Annotated in this window: 18 protein-coding genes; 17 read left to right on the plus strand and 1 reads right to left on the minus strand. The window is 47.7% G+C overall.

The window, feature by feature from the left end; translation table 11 throughout:
• Positions 1 to 146: 146 nt before the first annotated feature.
• The 3 genes from AOU00_RS18605 (at position 147) to AOU00_RS18615 (ending at position 3576) form a co-directional block, all read left to right on the plus strand.
• Positions 147 to 1562, plus strand: coding sequence for a deoxyguanosinetriphosphate triphosphohydrolase family protein (locus AOU00_RS18605; RefSeq protein WP_061830290.1), 1416 nt, complete (start codon positions 147 to 149; stop codon positions 1560 to 1562).
• A gap of 69 nt (positions 1563 to 1631) precedes the next feature.
• Positions 1632 to 2576, plus strand: coding sequence for an MsnO8 family LLM class oxidoreductase (locus AOU00_RS18610; RefSeq protein ID WP_069291318.1), 945 nt, complete (start codon positions 1632 to 1634; stop codon positions 2574 to 2576).
• 13 nt (positions 2577 to 2589) lie between these two features.
• Complete coding sequence (locus AOU00_RS18615; protein WP_069291319.1) at positions 2590 to 3576, plus strand: TRM11 family SAM-dependent methyltransferase; 987 nt, start codon at positions 2590 to 2592, stop codon at positions 3574 to 3576.
• Positions 3577 to 3580: 4 nt separating this feature from the next.
• Here AOU00_RS18615 and AOU00_RS18620 read toward each other — a convergent pair whose 3' ends face one another.
• A complete protein-coding gene (locus tag AOU00_RS18620; protein ID WP_069291320.1) occupies positions 3581 to 4537 on the minus strand; it encodes a D-2-hydroxyacid dehydrogenase in 957 nt (318 codons plus the stop codon).
• Between the two features lie 227 nt (positions 4538 to 4764).
• Here AOU00_RS18620 and thpR point away from each other — a divergent pair, with 227 nt between their 5' ends.
• The 14 genes from thpR to AOU00_RS18690 all read left to right on the plus strand — a co-directional run bounded on the left by thpR (position 4765) and on the right by AOU00_RS18690 (position 22642).
• The gene (gene thpR, locus AOU00_RS18625) at positions 4765 to 5331 is read left to right on the plus strand and encodes an RNA 2',3'-cyclic phosphodiesterase (protein WP_069291321.1); all 567 of its coding nucleotides are present in this window, start codon (positions 4765 to 4767) and stop codon (positions 5329 to 5331) included.
• A gap of 111 nt (positions 5332 to 5442) precedes the next feature.
• Positions 5443 to 6255 (plus strand): cell wall hydrolase, encoded by an 813-nt coding sequence (locus AOU00_RS18630; protein ID WP_025720522.1) that lies wholly within the window; start codon positions 5443 to 5445, stop codon positions 6253 to 6255.
• A gap of 135 nt (positions 6256 to 6390) precedes the next feature.
• Positions 6391 to 7074 (plus strand): metal-dependent hydrolase, encoded by a 684-nt coding sequence (locus AOU00_RS18635; protein ID WP_069291322.1) that lies wholly within the window; start codon positions 6391 to 6393, stop codon positions 7072 to 7074.
• A 463-nt stretch (positions 7075 to 7537) separates the two neighbouring features.
• Positions 7538 to 12136 (plus strand): glutamate synthase large subunit, encoded by a 4599-nt coding sequence (gene gltB / locus AOU00_RS18640; RefSeq protein WP_069291323.1) that lies wholly within the window; start codon positions 7538 to 7540, stop codon positions 12134 to 12136.
• A 320-nt stretch (positions 12137 to 12456) separates the two neighbouring features.
• Positions 12457 to 14094 (plus strand): sensor histidine kinase, encoded by a 1638-nt coding sequence (locus tag AOU00_RS18645; protein ID WP_061830283.1) that lies wholly within the window; start codon positions 12457 to 12459, stop codon positions 14092 to 14094.
• 116 nt (positions 14095 to 14210) lie between these two features.
• Entirely contained in the window at positions 14211 to 14849 is a 639-nt protein-coding gene (locus AOU00_RS18650; protein ID WP_069291324.1) for a response regulator, read from the plus strand.
• A 273-nt stretch (positions 14850 to 15122) separates the two neighbouring features.
• Positions 15123 to 15866, plus strand: coding sequence for a YveK family protein (locus AOU00_RS18655; RefSeq protein WP_023987416.1), 744 nt, complete (start codon positions 15123 to 15125; stop codon positions 15864 to 15866).
• Positions 15850 to 16488, plus strand: a complete 639-nt coding sequence (locus AOU00_RS18660) for a CpsD/CapB family tyrosine-protein kinase (RefSeq protein ID WP_013309150.1) — start codon at positions 15850 to 15852, stop codon at positions 16486 to 16488. Before AOU00_RS18655 ends, AOU00_RS18660 begins: the two co-directional genes overlap by 17 nt.
• 39 nt (positions 16489 to 16527) lie before the next feature.
• Positions 16528 to 17421 (plus strand): UTP--glucose-1-phosphate uridylyltransferase GalU, encoded by an 894-nt coding sequence (gene galU / locus AOU00_RS18665; protein WP_013309151.1) that lies wholly within the window; start codon positions 16528 to 16530, stop codon positions 17419 to 17421.
• A gap of 16 nt (positions 17422 to 17437) precedes the next feature.
• Complete coding sequence (locus AOU00_RS18670; RefSeq protein WP_013309152.1) at positions 17438 to 18136, plus strand: sugar transferase; 699 nt, start codon at positions 17438 to 17440, stop codon at positions 18134 to 18136.
• On the plus strand, positions 18136 to 19071 hold the full coding sequence (locus tag AOU00_RS18675) for a glycosyltransferase (protein WP_061830280.1): 936 nt from the start codon (positions 18136 to 18138) through the stop codon (positions 19069 to 19071). Before AOU00_RS18670 ends, AOU00_RS18675 begins: the two co-directional genes overlap by 1 nt.
• Before the next feature lie 10 nt (positions 19072 to 19081).
• Positions 19082 to 20419, plus strand: coding sequence for an O-antigen ligase family protein (locus AOU00_RS18680; RefSeq protein ID WP_069291325.1), 1338 nt, complete (start codon positions 19082 to 19084; stop codon positions 20417 to 20419).
• Positions 20420 to 20423: 4 nt separating this feature from the next.
• A complete protein-coding gene (locus tag AOU00_RS18685; protein ID WP_028543109.1) occupies positions 20424 to 21194 on the plus strand; it encodes a WecB/TagA/CpsF family glycosyltransferase in 771 nt (256 codons plus the stop codon).
• A gap of 5 nt (positions 21195 to 21199) precedes the next feature.
• Positions 21200 to 22642, plus strand: a complete 1443-nt coding sequence (locus tag AOU00_RS18690) for an O-antigen ligase family protein (RefSeq protein WP_061830308.1) — start codon at positions 21200 to 21202, stop codon at positions 22640 to 22642.
• Positions 22643 to 22645: the final 3 nt, after the last annotated feature.

The following is a 22645-nucleotide window of genomic DNA, read 5'->3' on the forward strand; positions in this document are numbered from 1 at the left end:
GACATTTTTTGTATTGGAGTAGAAAGCACCATCCGACTGCGCAGTGGCGCTAAAAGTTACTTTTACAGCTGAAATTCATGTGAGCTTTCCTGAGGCGCGAAAAAAATGTATAATCACTCCAATTGAGTACGTAGGGAGTGGGCTTTATGACATGGCAGGACAAGAGAGAGCATCGGCAATTTGCGGAACAGACACGAAGCGACGCTTCACGGGCCGCATATGAACGGGACTACTCCCGTTTGATCCATTCACCGACTTTCCGGCGATTGCAGGGTAAATCACAGGTGTTTGGCGCAGGCACGGGCGATTATTACCGCACACGACTGACGCATTCTTTGGAGGTAGCGCAAATTGCGCGTGAAGCATCACGAAGCTTGCTGCGCCGCCATCCCGAAGTAGAGCTGGAACAGGCAGATAACGCAGGACTGATCATTGACCCTGAGGTGGTAGAATGTGCTTCCATTGCACATGACTTTGGGCATCCACCGTTCGGACACAAGGGAGAAGAGGTGCTGGACGGGATTTTGGATCAACTGATTGAAACAAAGGTAGAAAAGATATCCTCTGCCGGAGGCTTCACACCGGAGTCTAAGCGTGGACAGGAGGCCTATGCGCGTGAGCGACAAATTTATGAGCATTTTGAAGGGAACGCGCACAATTTCCGACTGATTATGTTTTTGGAGAAGCGTGAGAACGTGGATGGTTTGAATTTGTCGGACGCCGTGTTACTGGGGATCAACAAATACCCATACCCGGGGATTCTGAACAAAAAAGGGTTGTACCTGCATGAGTGGGAATACATACGTTCTATCCGCGAGGATTGGGGTATCCCTGATGGTAAAAAGACGCTAGAAGCCCAGCTTATGGACCTGTGCGACGATATCGCTTATTCTGCGCATGATCTGGAGGATGGGATTAAGGCTGGGAAAATCGAGGTGCACGAGCATTTCTTATATGATCCGTATTTAATTCGTCTGATTACGGAGAAAATCACCACGTTGGAGGATAGCTTCTGGCAAGGCTGGCAACTGGCTCAGATTGAGCAGAAGGTAGCGGCTGTGCTGAGCGAATTTTTGAAGGTGTGGAATGGCAAGATGCCGATGTGTGAACACGATTATTCCCGTACTCGCCGTGAAGTGAAGGCATACTGGGTCAGCCTGTTTGTCAGCAGCTTGGGTGTAATTGATGATGGAAATTGGAAAAAGGTAACCTTCGTGCGGGATGGAAGCGAAGATTTGGATATGCTGCGCACTGTGAGTGTGTTGAAAAGCTTTGCTTGGGTTACGATGATCCGCGATCTGCGCGTACAGCGACTGCAAAAACGGAGTGAGTGGATGCTCAGACGGCTGTGGCTGGCGTTTCTGGACCCAGAAACGTCGAAATCTATTATTCCAAGCGACTGGCTCCAGCGCTATGAGCGCGACCAAGCCAAGGCGAAACCGATCTGGACATGGGAGCATATGGTCATAGACTATATTGCAGGTATGACCGATGCTTTTGCTGAAAAAATCTATAATGAGTTATACGGTCTGAAGGTGGGTTCCATTTATGATCTGGATTGACCTTTAAATTTCCCCTATATAGTAGAAGGAACTGGTTTGTAAAGGATAGCAGGAGGGAGGAATGTGTCTATGCAATCTCGGCCTTTATCTATAAAAAGGTTGAATCTCGGTGTGCTCGATATGGTGCCGTTGCTGCCCGGTAACCGCCCGGAGCAGGCGGTTCAACGAGCTGGTGAACTAGCGAGACAGGCAGAAGCATGGGGATATACACGCTACTGGACCTCGGAGCACCATGATATGGAGGGGCTGGCTTCCTCCAGCCCGGAAGTGCTGCTGTCGCATATCGGGGCGGTGACGAAGACAATTAAACTGGGTGCGGGTGCTATTTTGCTCCCGCATTATAGTCCAGTCAAGGTCGCGGAATGGTTTCATCTACTGGCCGCTCTATATCCTGGCAGAGTCGAATTGGGCCTGGGGAGAGCACCTGGTGGGGGACCTCATGCTTCGATGGCACTGAGCGGTAATTTTCTTCAACATGTGGCGGAGCTGCCACAGACGATGGAAGCTCTATTGGCTTTGCTGGAAGGTACTTACGAGTATGAACAGGTACCTGTGTTTGCCCGGCCGATGCCTGAACAGCCGCCAGCAGTGTGGATGCTAGGTACAAACCGAAAAAGTGCCGAATATGCCGCCCAGTATTCAACAGGCTATGTATTCGGTCAGTTTATGAGTGAACAGCAAACGGAAGAAATGCTAAGCATTTACCGCTCCAGCTTTCAGCCATCCAACCGGATGGACAAGCCACGTACCATGGTGGCTGTAGGAGCAGTATGTGCCTTGACGAATGAACTGGCGCAGCAATGGGCTATTCAGATTTCATTGGGCGACCCGGCAATGCGAGCCAGCTGGCTAGTGGGAACGCCGTCGGATATTGCCGAACGGTTACGCGGCTTGCAGATTAAATATGATAATGATGAGTTTCTGTTGGTCACACCGATTCCCGATTATGAGCAGCGGCTTCACTCCTACCGTCTAATAGCGGAGGCTGTAAATTCTAGCCTTGATTCCAAATGAAAAGAGATATGACATGAATAAACAGAAAACGAATATCGAAGAAATGAAACCAAGCTACATATATACCTATGCGTGTCATGAAACAGAGCGTGAGTTGTGTCTTTTGGAATTGAAATGCTTGTTCGGTCAGCCGCCCGTGCAGGACTCCATCCTGTTGTCCCATCGGCGGCTGGAGCCGGGGACCAGCCCGTTTATTCATCTTCGGCTGGATGTAATGACAGATGCGGGAACGCTGGAAGAGCTATGCGAAGCAACCTCTATGTTACAAATTGAGGAAGGAAAGACTTTCAAGGTGTTGTGCCTTAAAGAAGGTGACCATGAGGCCGACTATGACGAGCGGCGCGGGATCGAACGCCGAATTGGTGCACGCATTCATGGCCAGGCGCAAATGAAGACACCGGATATCACCCTTGGTGTTATTCGGATAGGAGAACGGTGGCTACTGGGCACGTGTCAGTATAGCGACAGATCGTGGCAGGAGCGTCGTCAGAAGCCGCAAAATTATTCTACTGGACTACCCGTTCTGGTAGCTAGGGCACTTGTGAATTTGGCAGCAACTGATCTAACAGCCGCAAAGGGAGAGTCAGGCTCATTGAAACTGCTAGACCCGTGTTGTGGTATGGGCAATGTAATGATTGAGGCATTGAGCATGGGGAAGGATATTCGCGGTTGTGATATCAACCCGTTGGCGGTGCGTGGGGCACGAGTGAATTTGCGTCATTTTGGATTTGAAGAAGATCTAGTGAAGCTCGGGGATATGAATATGCTCGAAGGCACATACGATGCGGCCATATTGGATATGCCCTATAACCTGTGCTCCGTGCTCCCGGCGGATGAACAAAAGAAGATGCTGCGCAGTCTGAGACGCTTGGCCGCGCGGGCAGTGGTCGTGAGCACGGAGCCGATGGAAACATTGTTATCCGAGTCAGGCTGGACCCTTACGGAGCAATGCCGCATACATAAGACAGGTATGAGTCGGGAAATCTGGATCTGTAAGTAGCGTATTAATACTGAGTTTTGTAGTTAACCAAATTCAGCGGTAACTCCTGATCAGCGGCATAGGCATTCAAATTAGTAAGAAAAATATCCACCGCCCGTTCGGCATATCGGTCCGTATCGCCTGCAATATGCGGTGTGATCAAGACATGGTCCAGACTCCATAGGGGATGTGAAGCAGGTAGCGGTTCTTCCTCGAATACATCCAGTCCGGCAAAGGCAATATGCTTTTGTTCCAAAGAGCGTACAAGCGCATCCGTATGAACGGTGCCACCGCGACCTACATTAATGAAGAAGGCACCCTTACGCATAGTTGCAAATGCTTTTTCGTCAAAAAAGTGATAGGTTTCCTCGGTGAATGGCAATATATTTACCACGATATCCGCTGCTCCCAATGCTTCGTGTAGTTGTTCGTTAGTATACATGTGCTCTACATGGGGAGCTTCCTTGCCAGAACGGCGGACTCCGATCACCCGCATGCCAAAGGCTTCTGCAATCCGTGCTGTTTCACGGCCAATTTCGCCAACGCCTGTAATCAACAGCGTTTTACCACGTAATTCCATCAGTTGGCCTTTCGGTGGCTGCCATGTTTTCTGACGTTGCAAGAGAGCTGCTTGCTGTAAATAACGTGTATGCGATAGCAGCATGCCAAAGGTCTGCTCTGTAATTGGAATTGCATGCACACCACTTGTATTCGTTAGTAAAATGTTACGCTTCTCCAATTCGGTAAGCGGTAGCTTATCAATCCCAGCCGACCAGGTTTGTATCCATTTCAGCTTGCTGTCTGGATGTAATGCCTCTTCGGCAATATGCTTGGACCAGCCTAGAATAACCTCGGCCTCCCGGATTTGTCTAGACTCCAATGACTGAGCTTTGCCAATAATCAACTCGTAGCCCGGAGCCGTTGCACGAACTTGTTTTTTTTGCTCTTCCGTAAGTTGATGTAAGCTTAAAATGTTTCCCATAGTTCATAGCCTCCTCGATTTTTGATTCCTTGGAGTTTCCAATATATTCTGGCGAACCATCCTTTCAAGAATAACAGATTGCCGAAAAAATTGCATAAGGAGGGTAAAAACGAGCTCGCAGTGTCATTATATATAACAACAAATGGCTTTACCCTGATCAGGGACAATCCAAACAGCTACTTTTTGAGATATCCACAAATATCCATTAGGAAAGGAGGTATAGGTTGATGAAAAATGAATCGCAAAGACTTTTTACAGCTATTGCTCTCCCGAATGAGCATAAGAAGAAGCTACATTATTGGGTGCAGCAGGATTTAAAAGACCTGACTTTTCGCAAATGGAGTGATTTCAGAGATTACCACGTGACACTTCAGTTTTTGGGTGATGTGGAGACCTCGGTTATACCGAAACTTGAGCAGGTTTTAGTTCAAGCTGCAGCTGAGCATGACCCGTTCACACTCGGCATTGGAGAAGCAGGTTTTTTTGGTCGTGAAGAATTTCCGCGTGTATTGTGGAGGGGAGTGACCGGGCAGCGTGATTCACTGGATCAACTGTACCAGTCCATACTCCAGGCTACCGAACCGCTGGGTTTTAAACCCGAGGAACGACCTTATCGACCTCATATCACCCTAGCACGTTCGTACACAGGAGAACAGCCTATTCCACCGTCTATTTGGCAGCCAAATGACCGATGCAGCGAGCCATGGAAAGTGGGAGAATTTGTTTTATATGCAACCCGAATGGGTCAAAAACCAATGTACCAAATAATTCAAACATTCCCATTAATGAGGTGAAAGCCTTGATCTATCAGCGAATTTAGTGATATAGTGTTTCAGCGTTATTCAAAAAGCGCATTTTAGGTTACATATCTGAGGAATGTGCTTATAGTTAACGGGAGGAACATTATGGAAATCGTTAAAGAACATCGTTGGTTTGCACCTCTATTGAGTGTGCTGCTTGTTTGTATATTGGGGATAGGCCTCTACGCTGAGGTTCAGCAAACACAGAAAAATCATAAAAATACACCTATGCAATCTCTGAGCTGGTCAGGGAACTCTTCGTCTCCTACATATGGCGACAGGATGGGGACCCATAATGGGTCAAACAGGACAAGCCCCATCTTTGTCGCTGCTCATGGGCAGTCAAGCTGGAAAGAAATCATGCCGACTCCGTTACCCGCTTCCCAGATGAAGCAGGCGGAACAAGCCCGGAATAACGTTGCTACAGGCAAGAAAAAGCCTGAGGTCCAGCATAGCAAGTCCGCAATCCTAACCCCTCCTACAACCATCTACTTTACGAAGACAAAAATGCTCACGCAGGATGACAAGGCGTTGTCTACCTGGAGCTATCCTGTCTCCGCTAAAGAACTGCTCCTGCTGCAAAAAATAGTGATGGCAGAAGCAGAAGGCGAACCGTACGAAGGCAAAGTGGCAGTTGCCAACGTTGTCTTAAACCGGCTGCGGTCAGCCCCATTTCCCGATACGATTCAGGCAGTGATTTATCAAAAAGCGCAATTTAGTCCGGTCGCGAACGGGCGTCTTCGTCGTGTTCAGCCCAACCAGGACAGCATCCGTGCGGTTACTGCTGCTTTGAACGGCCATAAAGCCGTGCCTGATAACACCTGTTTTTTCCTGTCGCTTACGTTGGCCCAGGATCTTACGGTTCATCATTCGCGTACGAAGGTGAAAACTATCGGTCATCATACCTTCTACAAATAACAGCCCTTTCTAAACAATAGGGTTCAGCTTTGTGAACGAATTTTAGGGTACAGGTGAAGCCAGTATGCAAAAGAGGTATAATAGGTAAAGGAAAGTAACCAAAATAATGAAAGTGACAAAGGAGGCGTAGATGATATGAAAATCACATATTATGGACATTCAGTTGTACTGGTAGAGGCAGAGGGGAAACGGATTATTATTGATCCTTTTTTGACGGGAAATCCTAAAGCAACCGTACAGGCCGAGGATATTCAGGTGGATGCCGTGTTGTTGACACACGGTCATGCCGATCATTTTGGAGATGCTGTTGAAATTGCCAAGCGCAATGATTGTCCAGTAATCGCGGTCGCGGAACTGGCCGAATATTGTTCATCCTTGGGGGCCAAAGCTCACGGTATGAATCTGGGTGGAGGTCACCACTTTGACGGTTTCCATGTGAAATTCACGCTTGCATTCCACAGCTCATCTTTGACGGTGGACGGGCAAATCATTTACATGGGAGAGCCGGCGGGGATCTTATTGACCATGGGAGGCCAAACCTTTTTCCATGCAGGGGATACTGGCCTGTTTGGCGATATGCGTCTCATTGGCGAAACTAACTCCATCGATGCTGCGGTATTGCCCATCGGAGATGGTTATACGATGGGACCGGAGGATGCACTGCTGGCAGCAAAATGGCTGCGTGCAAGCCGCGTAATACCGGTGCATTACAATACGTTCCCGGGTATTGAGCAGGACGGAGACGGCTTCTGTGATCGTCTGCACAAAGAAGGTATTGAAGGGAAAGCATTGAAGCCCGGCGAAAGTCTCGAATTTTAATACGGATATCTGATTTACGGGAATATACTCGATGGTCTATAAACTCATCAAATCTCCTTTGTCAGCCTTTTCTGTTCCTTAGAGGAATAGGAAAGGCTGTTTTTTAAAAGTGAATATTTATACATAAAAATGAGATATTTTTGCATTGATACGTTGAAGCTGTAATGTAAAAGATTTATTATCACAATCATAAAAACTTTGAATTGCTAACATGATAGGTCAATGATAAAATGATAGAACTAATTAGATTCATCAGTGGAATCGACGTATTTTTCAAGTCAAGCCATTGCATAATTATTGAAAAACATACGCATTCGGCGGACCGTACCGCCTTGAATACGTCACATGTTTTGTCCCCCATTCCTCGTAGTTGTTCTTTGAGTTACCTCTTGTCGCCACTGTCTTCTATTCGGCCGCCTGAATTTCAGGCCAGCATGACTTTATAACAGAAAGGTTGCGTTCCATGAGACAGACAGGTTTACCACCCAAACAGGGACTATATGATCCCCAATTCGAAAAAGACGCCTGCGGCATGGGCTTTGTTGCCCACATCAAGGGAAAACCATCGCACGATATTGTAAGTCAGGCTTTGACCATGCTCGTGAATATGGAGCATCGGGGCGGTCAGGGAAGTGAACCAAACTCCGGTGACGGAGCAGGGATTATGATTCAGGTCCCTCATCTGTTTTTTCAAGAGGAAGCGGAGCGATTGGGCTTTAAATTGCCAAAGGCCGGACATTATGGCGTGGGTATGCTTTTTGTATCCAATGATCCAAAAGTTCGTGAAGTGCATGAGCAGAAGCTAAGAGATATCATCGTGGACGAAGGTCAAAATTGTTTGGGTTTTCGCGATGTTCCAACTTATGACGAAATGCTGGGTAAATCGGCAAAAGCAGCTAAACCGGGCGTGCGTCAGGTATTCATCGGTCGCAGTAGCGATTTGAAGGAAGAGCTGGACTTCGAACGGAAACTGTATGTCATTCGCAAACGTGCAGAGCTTGCTATTCGCTATAACCAAGAGGATGAGAACGGTGAGTCGTTCTATATTCCAAGTTTGTCATGTCGCAAGGTTGTATACAAAGGAATGCTCACAACCGAGCAGGTAGGCAAATTTTATTTGGATTTGCAGGATGAGCGGGTGACATCGGCGATCGCGCTGGTCCATTCCCGTTTTAGCACGAATACGTTCCCGAGCTGGGACCGTGCGCATCCTTATCGTTTTATGATTCACAACGGCGAAATTAATACTATGCGCGGCAACGTGAACTGGATGCATGCTCGCCAGGCGCAGTTTGAAAGCGAAGCGTTTGGCGGAGATATCAAGAAGGTAAAACCAGTCATTAACCCAGATGGATCGGATACAGCCATGTTTGATAATACACTAGAGTTTCTGTATCTGAGCGGACGTTCCCTTCCTCATGTAGCCATGATGATGGTGCCGGAACCTTGGAACAAGCATGAAACCATGGACCCGAAGAAACGAGCATTTTATGAATATCACAGCACCATGATGGAGCCGTGGGACGGACCTGCTGCGATGGCGTTTACAGATGGTATCCAAATCGGGGCGATTCTCGACCGCAACGGTCTCCGTCCTGCACGTTACTATGTGACCAAGGACGATCTGATCGCACTGTCTTCAGAGGCGGGCGTATTGGATATTGCTCCTGAAAATGTGCTCTATAAGGATCGTCTCCGTCCAGGTCGTATGCTGCTGGTTGATACTCAAGAAGGTCGTATCGTTTCTGACGAAGAGTTAAAGGAACGTATTGCTTCCGAGGAACCTTATCAGCAATGGCTGGATGAGCACTTGGTTGATTTGGATGAGCTGCCGGAAGCACTAGAACAGCCGGAGCCTAAACATGAAAATGTAAATCAGCTTCAGCTCGCTTTTGGATATACGTTTGAAGAACTGCGCAAAATTCTGGAGCCGATGGCACTTACAGGTGCAGAACCGATTGGTTCAATGGGGTACGATGCCCCATTGGCGGTGCTGTCTGATCGTCCGCAACGTTTGTACAATTACTTTAAACAAATGTTTGCCCAAGTCACGAACCCGCCGATTGACGCCATTCGTGAAGAGATTGTAACGTCAACCGCAACTACGATTGGGCCAGAGCGCAATTTACTGCATCCAGAACCGGAAAGCTGTCGTCAGATTCGTTTGGATTCGCCGGTGCTGTCGAATGAGGAGTTCGCCAAAATTCGCCACGTACACCGTCCTGGCTTCAAATCGATGACGATTCCGATCTTCTTTGAAGCGAAGGAAGGCGCTGAGGGCTTACGCAAGGCGCTGGAAGGATTGTTTGAGGCGGCTGACCGTGTCATTGACAAAGGTCATAACATCCTGATTTTGTCCGACCGTGGAGTGGATGCGGAAAATGCGGCCATTCCGGCGTTGCTAGCTGTTTCCAGCCTGCATCACCATCTGATTAAGCAGGGTACACGCACACGTGTGAGCATTTTGCTGGAGTCCGGGGAGCCAAGGGATATTCACCATTATGCGGTGCTGCTTGGCTACGGTGTGAGCGCGGTTAATCCGTATCTGGCTTTTGAAACGCTGGATATCATGATTCAGCAGGGCTTGTTGCGCGGCATCTCGCATGAAAAGGCAGTTAAAAATTATATTAAAGCGGCAACGAAGGGTGTCGTTAAAATATTGTCCAAAATGGGTATTTCCACGATTCAATCGTACCGTGGAGCACAAATTTTTGAGGCTGTAGGTCTGAAGCAGGATTTTGTTGACCGTTATTTCACCTGGACACCTTCCCGCATTGGCGGTATTGGTCTGGAGGAAGTGACTACGGAAGCGCTGGTTCATCATAACCGTGCTTTCACTGACAAGGACGGCAATGACAAAGTACTGGATTCGGGCGGCGACTATCAATGGCGTAACGATGGGGAAGAGCATTTGTTTAACCCGCAAACGGTGCATTTGCTCCAGCAGTCGGTACGCTCGGGAGACTACGAGCTTTACAAGAAGTACGCCAAGCTGGTACAGGGGGAATCTGAACAGTATTTGACGATTCGCTCCATGCTTCAATTGAAGCCTGCTGGTGAGCCTGTGCCGCTGGAAGAAGTGGAATCGGCTGCATCCATTATGCGTCGCTTCAAGACAGGAGCCATGTCCTTTGGCTCGATCAGTCAGGAAGCGCATGAAGATATGGCGATTGCGATGAATCGGATCGGTGGCAAGAGCAATACGGGTGAAGGTGGGGAGAACCCAGCACGTTTCATACCGGATGCCAATGGCGATTCTCGTCGCAGTTCGATTAAGCAGGTAGCGTCGGGCCGATTCGGTGTAACATCGAATTACTTGGTGAATGCCGACGAAATTCAGATCAAAATGGCGCAAGGCGCTAAGCCGGGCGAAGGTGGACAACTGCCAGGACGTAAGGTATACCCTTGGGTCGCTGAGGTACGTGGTTCTACGCCTGGAGTAGGTTTGATTTCACCACCGCCGCATCACGATATTTATTCTATCGAGGATTTGGCAGAGCTCATCTATGATCTCAAAAACGCTAATCCGCGTGCTGACATTAACGTGAAACTGGTGTCAGAAGTAGGCGTAGGCACGATTGCTACAGGGGTAGCAAAAGGCCGTGCTGACATTATTCTGGTCAGCGGTTACGACGGTGGTACAGGCGCTTCCCCGCAAGGCTCCATCCGCCATGCGGGTATGCCTTGGGAGCTGGGTCTGGCGGAGACGCATCAGACGCTGATGCTAAACAACCTGCGCGACCGCGTAGTATTGGAGACAGACGGCAAGATGCTGTCTGGCCGCGATTTGGTAGTAGCTGCCCTGTTGGGCGCGGAAGAATACGGCTTCTCTACAGCGCCGCTCGTGGCGTTGGGTTGTATTATGATGCGGGTATGCCAAATGGATACATGTCCGGTTGGTGTGGCTACGCAGAATCCGGAGCTACGCAAAAATTATATGGGCGATCCTGCCCATGTGGTGAATTTTATGCGTTTCATCGCAGAAGATGTCCGTGAAATTATGGCGGAATTGGGCTTCCGTACGATTCAGGAAATGATTGGACGTACAGATTGTCTGGATACCGTGAACGCCGATTCGCACTGGAAGAAGAAGGGCGTAGACCTGAGCTTGCTGTTGCATGTTCCTGAGTTGGAAGAAGGTAGTGTACGTTACCGCGTACAACGCCAAAATCACGGTCTGGAAGAAACACTAGACATGCAACAGCTCGTACCGATGGCTGCGGAAGCGCTGGAGAACGGAACGCCTGTTGAGGGTACCTTACCTATTACAAACGTGAATCGGGCGGTAGGAACGATTCTGGGCAGCGAGGTCACCCGTAAGTATGGAGCGGCGGGTCTGCCTGAGGATACAATTCGCTTTAACTTTATTGGATCGGCAGGTCAGAGCTTCGGGGCATTTATTCCGAAAGGCATCACGCTGAGCGTGGAAGGCGATAGCAATGACTATGTCGGTAAAGGGCTATCTGGCGGTAAGGTTATTGTGAAAAAGTCTCACAAAGCGACCTTTAAGGCAGAAGAAAACATTATTATCGGAAATACAGCCTTGTATGGAGCGACCAGCGGTGAAGCTTACATTAGCGGAATCGCAGGCGAGCGCTTTGCCGTTCGGAACTCCGGCGCACGTATTGTAGTTGAGGGCGTTGGTGATCATGGTTGCGAATATATGACGGGCGGACGTGTAGCTGTATTGGGTGGAACCGGACGGAATTTTGGAGCCGGAATGTCCGGTGGTATTGCCTATGTCTATGACCCTAAGGGGACGTTCCTGAGCCGTTGTAATCTGGAAATGGTGTTGCTGGAAGGTGTGGAAGATCCTGCAGAAGCAGCGGATTTGCGCGGCTTGATTCAACGCCATGTCACTTACACGGGTAGTGAAGCGGGACAACGTATTTTGGATGATTGGCAGACTGCGATTCAGCAGTTTGTACGAGTGATTCCAAAGGATTACAAGCGTATGGTTGAACAGATCCAAAAAGAAGAGGCAACTGGTTTGAGCGGAGATGAAGCTCTGTTGGCAGCATTTGAAGCCAATATGCGTGAATTGGCGCGTGCCGGGGGCTAAAATGTAGACTACCAAATTTACTAAAAAAGGACTCGCTGAATACCGCTGTTATAATCACGGTGGTACCAGCAAGTCTTTTTTAGGTTACTAAAATGTGATTTATTTCCTTGACAAACGTCATAAATTCTGACATTACCCCCAAAATGTTTTCCTGAAACGGTAAATATGTTATAAAAAGTACCAAATTTTTTGGAATGTAACCGTTTACGTAAGAGTTTATGTCTTGTTATTTATTTTTGGATTGGTTATGATTTTTTTAGAGTACACAAACAAACCTAATATGCCCATCGTCCCTTCAAAACACAGAATAGGGTGACAGGATGAAGTTGAGGAAGTCAGCAGAAGACCAAATGATTTTTTTATACCGTTATGTATCACTATCTTTAACGTCACTTGTTTTTCTGTTCGAATCATCTAGATTAATCGTGTGGCAGAAGCTATTACTGATTGGTTTTCTATTTTTATCCGTTACAGCATTTACTTGGATTTACCGTAAATACAGACTTCATGATATGGTATTGAAATGTAGCATTGCACTAGAGACAGCAGGGATCATTTTGTTGTTATTCCCAACCGGAGGGATGGATAGCCCGTTCAAATGGTATGTGATTACCCCCATGCTGGTGGCTTGTGCTCATCTGTCTATGAGATACAGTTGGACACTCCTCCTTTCTTATATCGGCTTGGTGCTTACATTTTGTTATATCTTTTTTACACCAGGTCAATATTTTTTGTGGGATCTTATATTGCAGAACATCAATTTGTTTCTGGTACTGATCGCAACTACGATGGCAATGCAGGTTATCGGCGTCATGAAGGACGAACTGAAGGTGGCTAAAGAACAAGCCAATGAGACGATGGATCATATCAAGTCGATTTACCACATCATGGAGACGACCAGCCACAATGAGGCTTTAAATCTCGGTCAAGTCATCTCGGACTATACGGTCAAGCTAACCAAGCAGAGCCGTGCATTTTTCTGGCTGGATAGTCAGGAGGAGGATGCACCGGAAAGCAGCCAGACAGGCTGGACGGTAGAGGAGGAGGAGCAGCTATTCGAGGAGCTGGGGAATTATCGGGAGGAATTCAGGGAAGAGCGTGAACCATTTTTTAGACATCTGCCAGAATGGGGCGATTTCCTCATGATTACCGTACCGATGACGACCCGTTTTGTAGCGACGATTGGCCTCAAGCTGGGCCCGGATCAAAGTCTGACAGGAAGACGCTGGCTCGTGCAACAACTGATATTCTTGGCTGAGCTGAGCGCTGTGTTCTTGGAGCGCTATGAGCTGGAGCGTATTGAAAATCAGCTGATTGTGACGAATGAGCAGAACCGGATTGCAAATGAAATGCATGACAATGTTTCTCAAAGTCTTTTTGGTATTGTGTACGCAACGCATTCTCTCCGGCAAACCTGGTGTCATCAGCCAAAGGAGCAGGTGGAGGAGCAAATTGATCTAATTCAGCAATCAGCCAACCAAGCGGTTAGGGAGCTGAAAGGGGCGATTCATAGTTTAAGTTCGAAAAAAAGCGGAGGCTCAACTTGGTTAGGGACGGTGAAAAGTCATCTGCATACACTCTCCAAGCTGAACCATGTACAAATTGATTTTGACATTCATGGTGATCATTATTCACTTCCGTATTTGTACCAAAAGGCTTTGTTCCGCATCATTTCCGAAGCGGCGGGGAACGCAATCCGTCATGGATTGGCCAAGCGAATTGATGTGAAGTTAAAATTGACGCCCCAAGTGATTAGACTGTCTATTCATGACGACGGAGTAGGGTTTGAGACGGCGAGAATGGTAGCAGGAGGTGAGGCGGTCAGTGCAGGCGGGGGCCTGGGCATGATGAATATGGAATATTTAGCTCAATCGATGGGAGGCGAATTTGATATTTCAAGTCGAATCGGAGAGGGAACACAGATCCGATTGTCCATTCCGGTAAATGCTTATGAATGAGGATTTTGCAAAATCCTCGAATAAAATGTGTGAACATTCTGCAATACAAAATCTGCGGTAACAATCGGATACATAGGGATTATGCAAATCCTGAACTGTAGACAGGAGGCCGAATCATGAAAATTGTCATTGTCGATGATCATCCTTTAGTACGGAAAGGACTCGCTGCAGTTATATCCATGCAGCCCAATGTTCAGTTTGCGGGAGAGGCCCAGAATCAACAGGAAGCACTTGTGGTGATCGAGGAAACGGATCCGGATCTGGTGCTGCTGGATTTGAAACTAGCTGATGAATCGGGGCTGGATATTATCAAGATAGCGCGCGGACGCGGTTTCAGAAGCAAATTTATTTTGCTGACTTCTTCCGCAACACGTGAAGATTTTCTAAAAGCAGAGGAAGCTTCCGTGGACGGTTATGTGCTTAAGGAAGCATTGCCTGAGGAACTAATTTACGCGATTCATCTTGTCAACAAAGGACGCAAATATTATGATCCGGCTATTCTCGAAAACAAGCTGCGTGAAGATGCGGGCAATCTGACCGACGACCTGACGCCAAAGGAAAAGGAAGTGCTGGTCGAGCTGGGACAAGGAGCTTGCAATCGTGAAATTGCATCCCGGTTATTTATAAGTGAGTTCACAGTCAAAAAGCATGTCAGTCAGATCTTGGCCAAGCTGCGGCTAGCGGATCGTACGCAGGCAGCATTGTATGCCAATGCCATCGGTCTGGCGAAGTACGAGCCAACAATGATGCGCTGACTCTATAAGCTACGCTGCACTTTCATATGCGAGTAGAAAGAAAAGCCTCAAAATCACCAAGCTTTGTGATTTTGAGGCTTTTTTCGATTTCTTTTTCCATAATCGACAAAGCATGGTACAAAAGTATACCATGCCGTATCCGAAAGTATACATTTCCCTCCCCCCATAGTGAGGGAGAAAGTGCCATTCGGTTCCATGTCGTTCACAGAGCCAATTGTTACAATAAAGTCATACTTAAATATGAAGAGAAATTGTATAGGAGGGAGGATTTTTGTGGAGAAAACCATTTTGGATTATCTAGTCCTGATTAAAAGAAGATTGTGGCTGATCGCAATTTTTGTCATTCTCTCATGTGTAACAACATACTTTGTGAGCGACAATGTCGTGAAGCCAGTCTATTCCGCTTCAAGCCAACTGCTGGTTAATCATATTTCCGCCAAGCAGGGGAGCAACAATCTGAACGACGTCAACACAAGTCTTAATTTGGTGGAAAGCTACAAGCAAATTCTCACTTCACCTAAAATTATGGACGCTGTTGTAGCGGCTCATCCCGAGTTCGGTTTGACACAGCAGAAGTTGGCAGAGAAACTGCAGATTAAATCCTCGGATAAAAGTCAGGTTATCGGTTTGACGTTTGAGGCAGGGAGCTATCCACAGGCCGCAGCGGTTGTAAACGCGGTAACCCAGAAATTCGTACAGACAGTTCCGGGATTGATGGAATTGAATAATGTGAAAATTTTAAATGAAGCGGACCCTCAGGCCAATCCTGACCCGATTAATGGGAACCCGCTCATGAATATTGCGATTAGTTTTCTCGTATCGCTGATGATTGCATTGGGCACGATTGTGTTCCTGGAAAGCATTAACGGTACGCTGCGCTCGGAGAAAGAAGCGGACGCGGACATCGGTATTCCGGTAATTGCATCGATTCCAGTCATTCGCAAGAAGGACGTCGATGGAGCAGCCGGAAATTCCAAAGAACGGGTAGGGGAGCGTAAATATGCTGCGATTGAATGACATGTTGATTACAGAAAGTAATCCATCATCGTATATCTCGGAATCATTTCGATCCCTCCGTACATACATCCGGCAGCAGGTGATTGGGCAAAAGGACCGTGGCACGGTTCTATTGTTGACCTCGCCGGAAAGCGGAGCGGGTAAAACAACACTGCTCGCCAACATCGGAGTTTCCTTTGCACAAGAAGGCAAAAAGGTGGCTCTGGTGGATTGCAATCTGCATAAACCAGCGCTGCACGAGATATTCGGAATGGAGAATACCGGAGGTCTATCGGCTTATTTGCGCGGTGGGGCTTCTTCCAAGTCAATCGTTAGGCATGGTGGCTTGGAGCTATCGGTTGTTCCCGGTGGAGACACCCTGTACAACGCAGCAGATCTGCTCGGTAGCGAACGTATGGCTGAGCTACTGGAAGAACTCAAACGTGAATATGACATCATTTTACTCGATTCGGCTCCGGCGCTGAATTATACGGATGCTCGCCTGATTGCAGGCTTAACGGATGGTGTGATTCTCGTTGCTAGACATGGTCGTACCAAACGGGAAGATCTACGTAAAACAAAGCAACTCATGGAGCAGGCCAGTGCGACGCTGGTTGGAATTGTGATGAATCAGGTGAAGTAAGCAACACCAAAATTCGATGAAGCAAGGAGAATGAGTGCGATGACGAAAAGAGTGAAAAAGGCCATTATTCCAGCAGCAGGGTTAGGTACGCGCTTCCTCCCTGCCACAAAAGCGATGCCTAAGGAAATGCTTCCAATTATCAATAAGCCAACGATTCAATATATCGTGGAAGAAGCGATTGCTTCTGGTATTGAGGACATTATTATCGTTACGGGTAAAGGCAAACGTGCCATTGAGGACCACTTTGACAACGCATTTGAGCTGGAATCCAAACTGCTCGAGGACGGTAAGCTGAAGCTTCTGGAGGAAGTACAGCGTTCTTCGGGAGTGGAAATTCACTACATTCGCCAAAAAGAACCCAAAGGTCTCGGACATGCGGTATGGTGCGCAAGACGCTTTATCGGGGACGAGCCGTTTGGTGTGCTGCTGGGCGATGATATCGTAACAGGTCAGAAGCCTTGCCTTCGTCAGCTGATGGATCAGTATGAGGAAACTCAAAATTCGGTTATCGGTGTGCAGCGGGTACCGCAAGAATTTACGAACCGGTACGGCATCATTGAACCGGATCAGCAGGACGGACGCTTGTACCGAGTGAATAATTTTATTGAAAAACCGGCTCCAGGCACAGCGCCATCCGATTTGGCCATTATGGGTCGCTACGTGTTCTCGCCGAAAATTTTCAAATATCTTGATCTTCAAGAAAAAGGAGCTGGCGGCGAAATTCAGTTGACGGATGCGATCCAAAAGCTGAATCAGAGTGAGCGTGTGTACGCCTATGATTTTGAAGGCACACGTTATGACGTAGGTGAACGTCTTGGATATATTCTAACCACACTTGAATTTGCACTTGCCAGCGATGATTTGAAGTATCCGGTTATGGAGGCCATGAATGAATGGTTGAAAAAGACCGAGAAAGCAACCACGGCAGGTTGAGAGGGGGTACGTCAGCATGAGCATGGAAAATTTACCGGAGGACGGCGAGGCTGTCATGTCAGGTAAAGCGTTTTACATGCCATACGGAAATACACAAATTCAGGATAAAACGTCCTACCTGGTCACAAAACGCCTCCTTGATATGCTGCTGTCGTTCGTGGGCTTGATCGTCTTGCTTCCGCTTTTTGTAGTGGTAGGCGTTTTGATTAAGCTCGAAGACCCAAAGGGAAGCGTGTTTTTCAAGCAAACTCGGGTGGGCAAGAATGAGAAGTTATTCGATATGTATAAATTCCGTTCAATGGTGTCCAATGCTGAGGAACTGAAAAAGGACTTGATGGAGCTGAATGAAGTGAGCGGCGCCATGTTCAAAATTAAAAACGATCCTCGGATCACGAAAATTGGCAGTTTTCTGCGCAAGACGAGTATTGATGAGATTCCGCAGCTGTGGAACGTGTTGGTCGGCGACATGACTTTAGTCGGTCCGCGTCCGCCGTTGCCCAGCGAGGTCGAGCAATATTCCGATTATGATAAGCAACGCCTGATTGTAACACCGGGATGTACGGGTTACTGGCAGGTGAGCGCACGTAACAGTGTAGGCTTCGAAGAAATGGTGCAAATGGATTTGAAGTATATTCATGTTCGCAATACGTGGCTCGATTTGAAAATCATCATGAAAACAGGCGTTAAAATGCTGTTCTCCAAGGATGCTTACTGATGGATGCATTCAAGCGATGTCCCGCAGTGTCCGTCGTTATTTGCACCTATAACCGGGCGGACCTGCTGGAGAAAACGTTAATGTCCCTGCTGGAGCTGGAAGACCTTGCGCTGGCTGAGATCATTGTGGTCGATAACCGATCCACCGATCATACAGCAGCGACGATCAAAAGGTTCACCGTCGCCCATGGTCAGAATATCCATCTCCGATATCATTATGAGCGCGAACAAGGACTGTCTGCTGCTCGTAATGCAGGCATTACGTTATCAAGAGCGGAAGTCATTGCTTTTCTCGATGATGATGCAATTCCGTGTGTTACATGGTTGCAAACGATTATGTCAGCATTCGGGAACAATCCTGAGCTGACGGCTATGGGTGGGAAAATTGACCCTATGTTTGAGACGGAACGACCGGGTTGGCTGACAGGCCCGCTTGAACTGCCTTACACAATTATTGATCTGGGCAAAGCTGTTCGTGAATATCCGTCGGGACTGAATCCATTTGGAGCGAATATGGCGATGCGCAAAACGGCTTTTGCCGCCGTTATGTTCCCGCTTCATCTAGGCAGAAAGGGAGATATTCTTCTATCTGGTGAAGAATCGTGGGTTTTCGAGCAAATTCGTAAAAATGGTGGAACGATTATGTATCATCCACACATGTCTGTGGAACATTTTGTGCCGGCTTCACGGTTAACGAAAGAATGGATCATGAACCGCTACTATTGTCAGGGCATGTCTAACGCTGCTCAGGCCGTAGGTCTGCGCGGCAACGCGATGCTGATGGCGAAGACGGCAGCCAAAGTGTTATACATCACTGTGGATTCCCTGCTGGCGCGTAGTGAGGGCAGGAAGCTGTTGAACCGGTGCAGGCTTGAAAGTATCCGTGGGACGCTGGATACACTGCGCAACCGGAAAAGCGAGTCAGCTGCGGGGTGAAAGATGGAACATGAGTAACTATCCTTGGACTACTAGAATAAACACCATACAGCATGTTTTTATTTTTCTACTGGGCGCTCTTGCTGTAGGAATTGCGGCTACCTATCAGCCGGTGGTCAGTATTGCGGCGGTATGTTTACTGCTCTTGCTGGCTGTTTCCATTCATCATCCAGAGCGCATCAGCTACGCTGTTTTGCTAAGTACAGCAGTCTCAGTCGATTCTCTGTATCAGGGTGGCGTGTTCGGTATTGAGATTTTGTCATTGTACAAATTGGGCATTTTGGCTCTGCTGGTGCCGTGCATGCTCGTGTATGGCATACGTCTCAAGTTCAGCTATCCGGTCTGGGTATTGGTGATCATGCTGGGGATCACATTTGGATTTTCAGCATGGCTGCCTTTGTTAACGACCTCGATTGCCGTCAAGGCGTTCGTCGGTTTATCACTCCCTTTCTTTTTTTTACTGATCCAGTGGAAAAAGGATGTGGCAGAAAAGCATATCCGACTGATCAGTTTGTTGCCCATTATTAGTGTGGTCATTGGACTGGGTTTGCAGGTTCTAGGGCTGCATTCGTTTACGGATGTAGAATTTACGGGCGCAGTCAGAGTACAAGGAGCGAATATACCGCCGCATCTGGCAATGCTCTCCTTTCTCGGAATTGCTGTCTCTCTAATTGAGGTCAAGCGTAAACCCAAGCAAGCCGCTTTTTATTACACTGTGTTGGCACTGAACTTTCTGATTCTGATCGCCACCGGTACACGTGGACCGATTCTGGCATTGTTATTAATGTTTGCTGTGTATCTGTTTGATATTGCCCGTCAGTACCTCAAGGGGAAAGTCAATTATTTGCTACCGCTGGCCGGATCGTTTTTGGTTGCTCTGGGGGCGGTGGCCCTGCAATGGAACAATTTAAAAAAACGCTCCTTCGAACGGGAGACCGATACAGGCATTGACCTGTCGGGACGCTCGGAGGCATGGGGATATTTTTTGAACAGAGTACATGATTACCCTTGGTCAGGGAGAGGTCTTGGCGCGGTAACGGTCGCGAACGACGGGACATTATTCAATGGCTTTGTTGTACCGCATAACGAGTATATACGCTTTTATTTTGACACGGGATATATCGGTTGCGGGCTATTAATGCTTTCATTGCTGATCGTGTTCGCGCTCATTTACCGGTCGCTTGCCAAGTCTATCAAACCTTATTTTGCAAGCTTAGTTGCAGGCTTTCTGATCTACTCGTTTTCAGATAATACGTTGTCGACGGTTCAGATGATTATTCCATTTTGCTGGTATTTGAACGCGTTATACCAGACATCTACTCAAACCGATTTTCGCAAAGAGAAGTGATACGATGAGCAGAGTGAACATGTTCGATGTCAACTTTGATAATTACGATTTTAATGATCTACTCGAATTTATAGATACTTCTATTGAACATCAGCGTCATTCCTACATTTTGACCTGTAATGTCGATCATGTGATCAAGCTTCGCAAGGATGATGAATTCCGCAAGGTGTATTCGGATGCCGGAGCTGTAGTGGCCGATGGGATGCCTATCATATGGGCGTCCAAGTTACTGAAAAAACCCCTCAAACAAAAGGTGTCCGGGTCAGATTTGTTCACTCGGCTGGGAGAGGCTTTTGAGGATCGAGGCTATCGTTTATTTTTTCTGGGTGCAGCTGACGGTATTCCTGAGAAGGCTATGCTCAATCTCCAGGAATCTTATCCGAACATGAATGTGGTAGGCTGTTACTCTCCTTCTTATGGCTTTGAGAAAAACGAGGAGGAGAATAGGCACATTATCCAACTGCTTCAAGAGGCTCGCCCGGACATCGTTTTTGTAGGTGTAGGCGCACCTAAACAGGAAAAATGGATCTACAGATATTATGAGACTTACCGCGCTCCGATTTCGATTGGGGTGGGAGCGACCTTTGATTTCCTGTCGGGAAATGTGAAAAGAGCACCGGAGCTGATGCAGAAGACGGGATTTGAATGGTTCTGGAGGTTGTCTCAGGAGCCTAAACGATTGTGGAAAAGATATTTGATTGAGGATTCCCAATTTCTCGTTCTGCTGTTTAAGGAGATGTTCAAGCGGAAGCGGATGAAGGGAGGTCAGGGGTGAGAAACATGAGTCGGTTGGCAGATCAGCAGATTTCCGTTTGGCTAGGAAATCGGCGTGGAATCAGCATGATCGGCATGGGATTGCTGGCTTGTATGCTGCCACTCGCCATCGGATTTGTCAGCGCCAAGATGAATCCCACCATGAGCCAGCAGGGAGCCATATTGCTGGCGCTCGTTTTTCCGGCCTTCCTGCTGGCGATCTTGCAATCGCGGCTACTGATTCCTTACACACTGGCAGTGTGGGCAGTAGGCCCGGAAATCCGCCGCATTGCGGATTGGATGGAGGGAACGTATCACTCGGTTTCCTTGTTGAGCGTGGCACCGCTGCTGGTAAGCAGTATGTTGATTATTCCTGTGTTGCGAGGCATTCATCAGGCGGAAAAACCCTTGACTCGAATTGCTGTATTTTTCGGCATAGAATTGGCCTACGGAAGTGTGGTCGGGTTATTCAAAAATGGTATTGTTTTTGCTTATGATTTAGCCAATTATGTGGTTCCTTTGATCCTGTTGCCTTATCTTGCGATTAAGCCCATGAAGGCGAAGGAGCTGGACCGACTGCTGTATTCATATGCCAACATTGCTGTTCTTGTGGCAATTTACGGCATTATCCAGTACTTGACGGTGCCTCCGTGGGATGCATTTTGGATGAATCATGTAGAAATGAATTCCATTGGTGTTCCAGAACCACTTCAAATCAGAGTATTTTCTTCCATGAACTCGCCCGGTCCCTGCGCTATTTTCCTGGCGATGGCACTTGTACCCATGCTAATGGAAAAACGTTGGCGCGGCACTTTGGGATGGATCGGAATCCTGCTGACGGTCGTTTGTCTTTTAATCACGCTGGTACGTTCAGCCTGGCTAATTGCCTTCGTCATGTTACTGGCTTACATTCTCAGTTCATCTTCCAAGGGAAAGTGGAAAACCTTGTTTCAACTAGCTATAGTTGGCCTTCTTCTCTACATCATTGTTCCAAAACTTCCAGGAGCAGAAGGTTTGGTGGCTCGCATGCAGACGCTGACGGATATTCAGCAGGATCATTCGTACAATGAACGTTTGGATTTACTGCATACGATGCTTCCGGCGATTGCTGGCAATCCGGTCGGGCAGGGAATCGGGAGTGTAGGAATCGGAACCAAGCTTGATAACGGCGGCGATCTCGGTGAACTTGGGATTATGGATAATGGATATATCGCCATTTTCCTCACCTTCGGTATTTTCGGGGCATTCTTTTTCTTCGGTGGTCTGTTCGTTATCATCAAGCGCCTTCTCGCCCGTATTGCCGAACGAGATGCCAGTCAGCCTTATATCAGACTGGCGTTGGCTACGTGGGCCGGAGCTGTAGCCAGTCTCATATCAGATAATGGTTTCCCCGGTATGCGCGGCTATCTGATCTGGATGATGATCGGAATAGGACTATGGGCAAAAGATGTCATCGCGGAAAGAAGGTAAAGG

Source organism: Paenibacillus polymyxa, assembly GCF_001719045.1.
Classification (GTDB): Bacteria; Bacillota; Bacilli; order Paenibacillales; family Paenibacillaceae; genus Paenibacillus; species Paenibacillus polymyxa_B.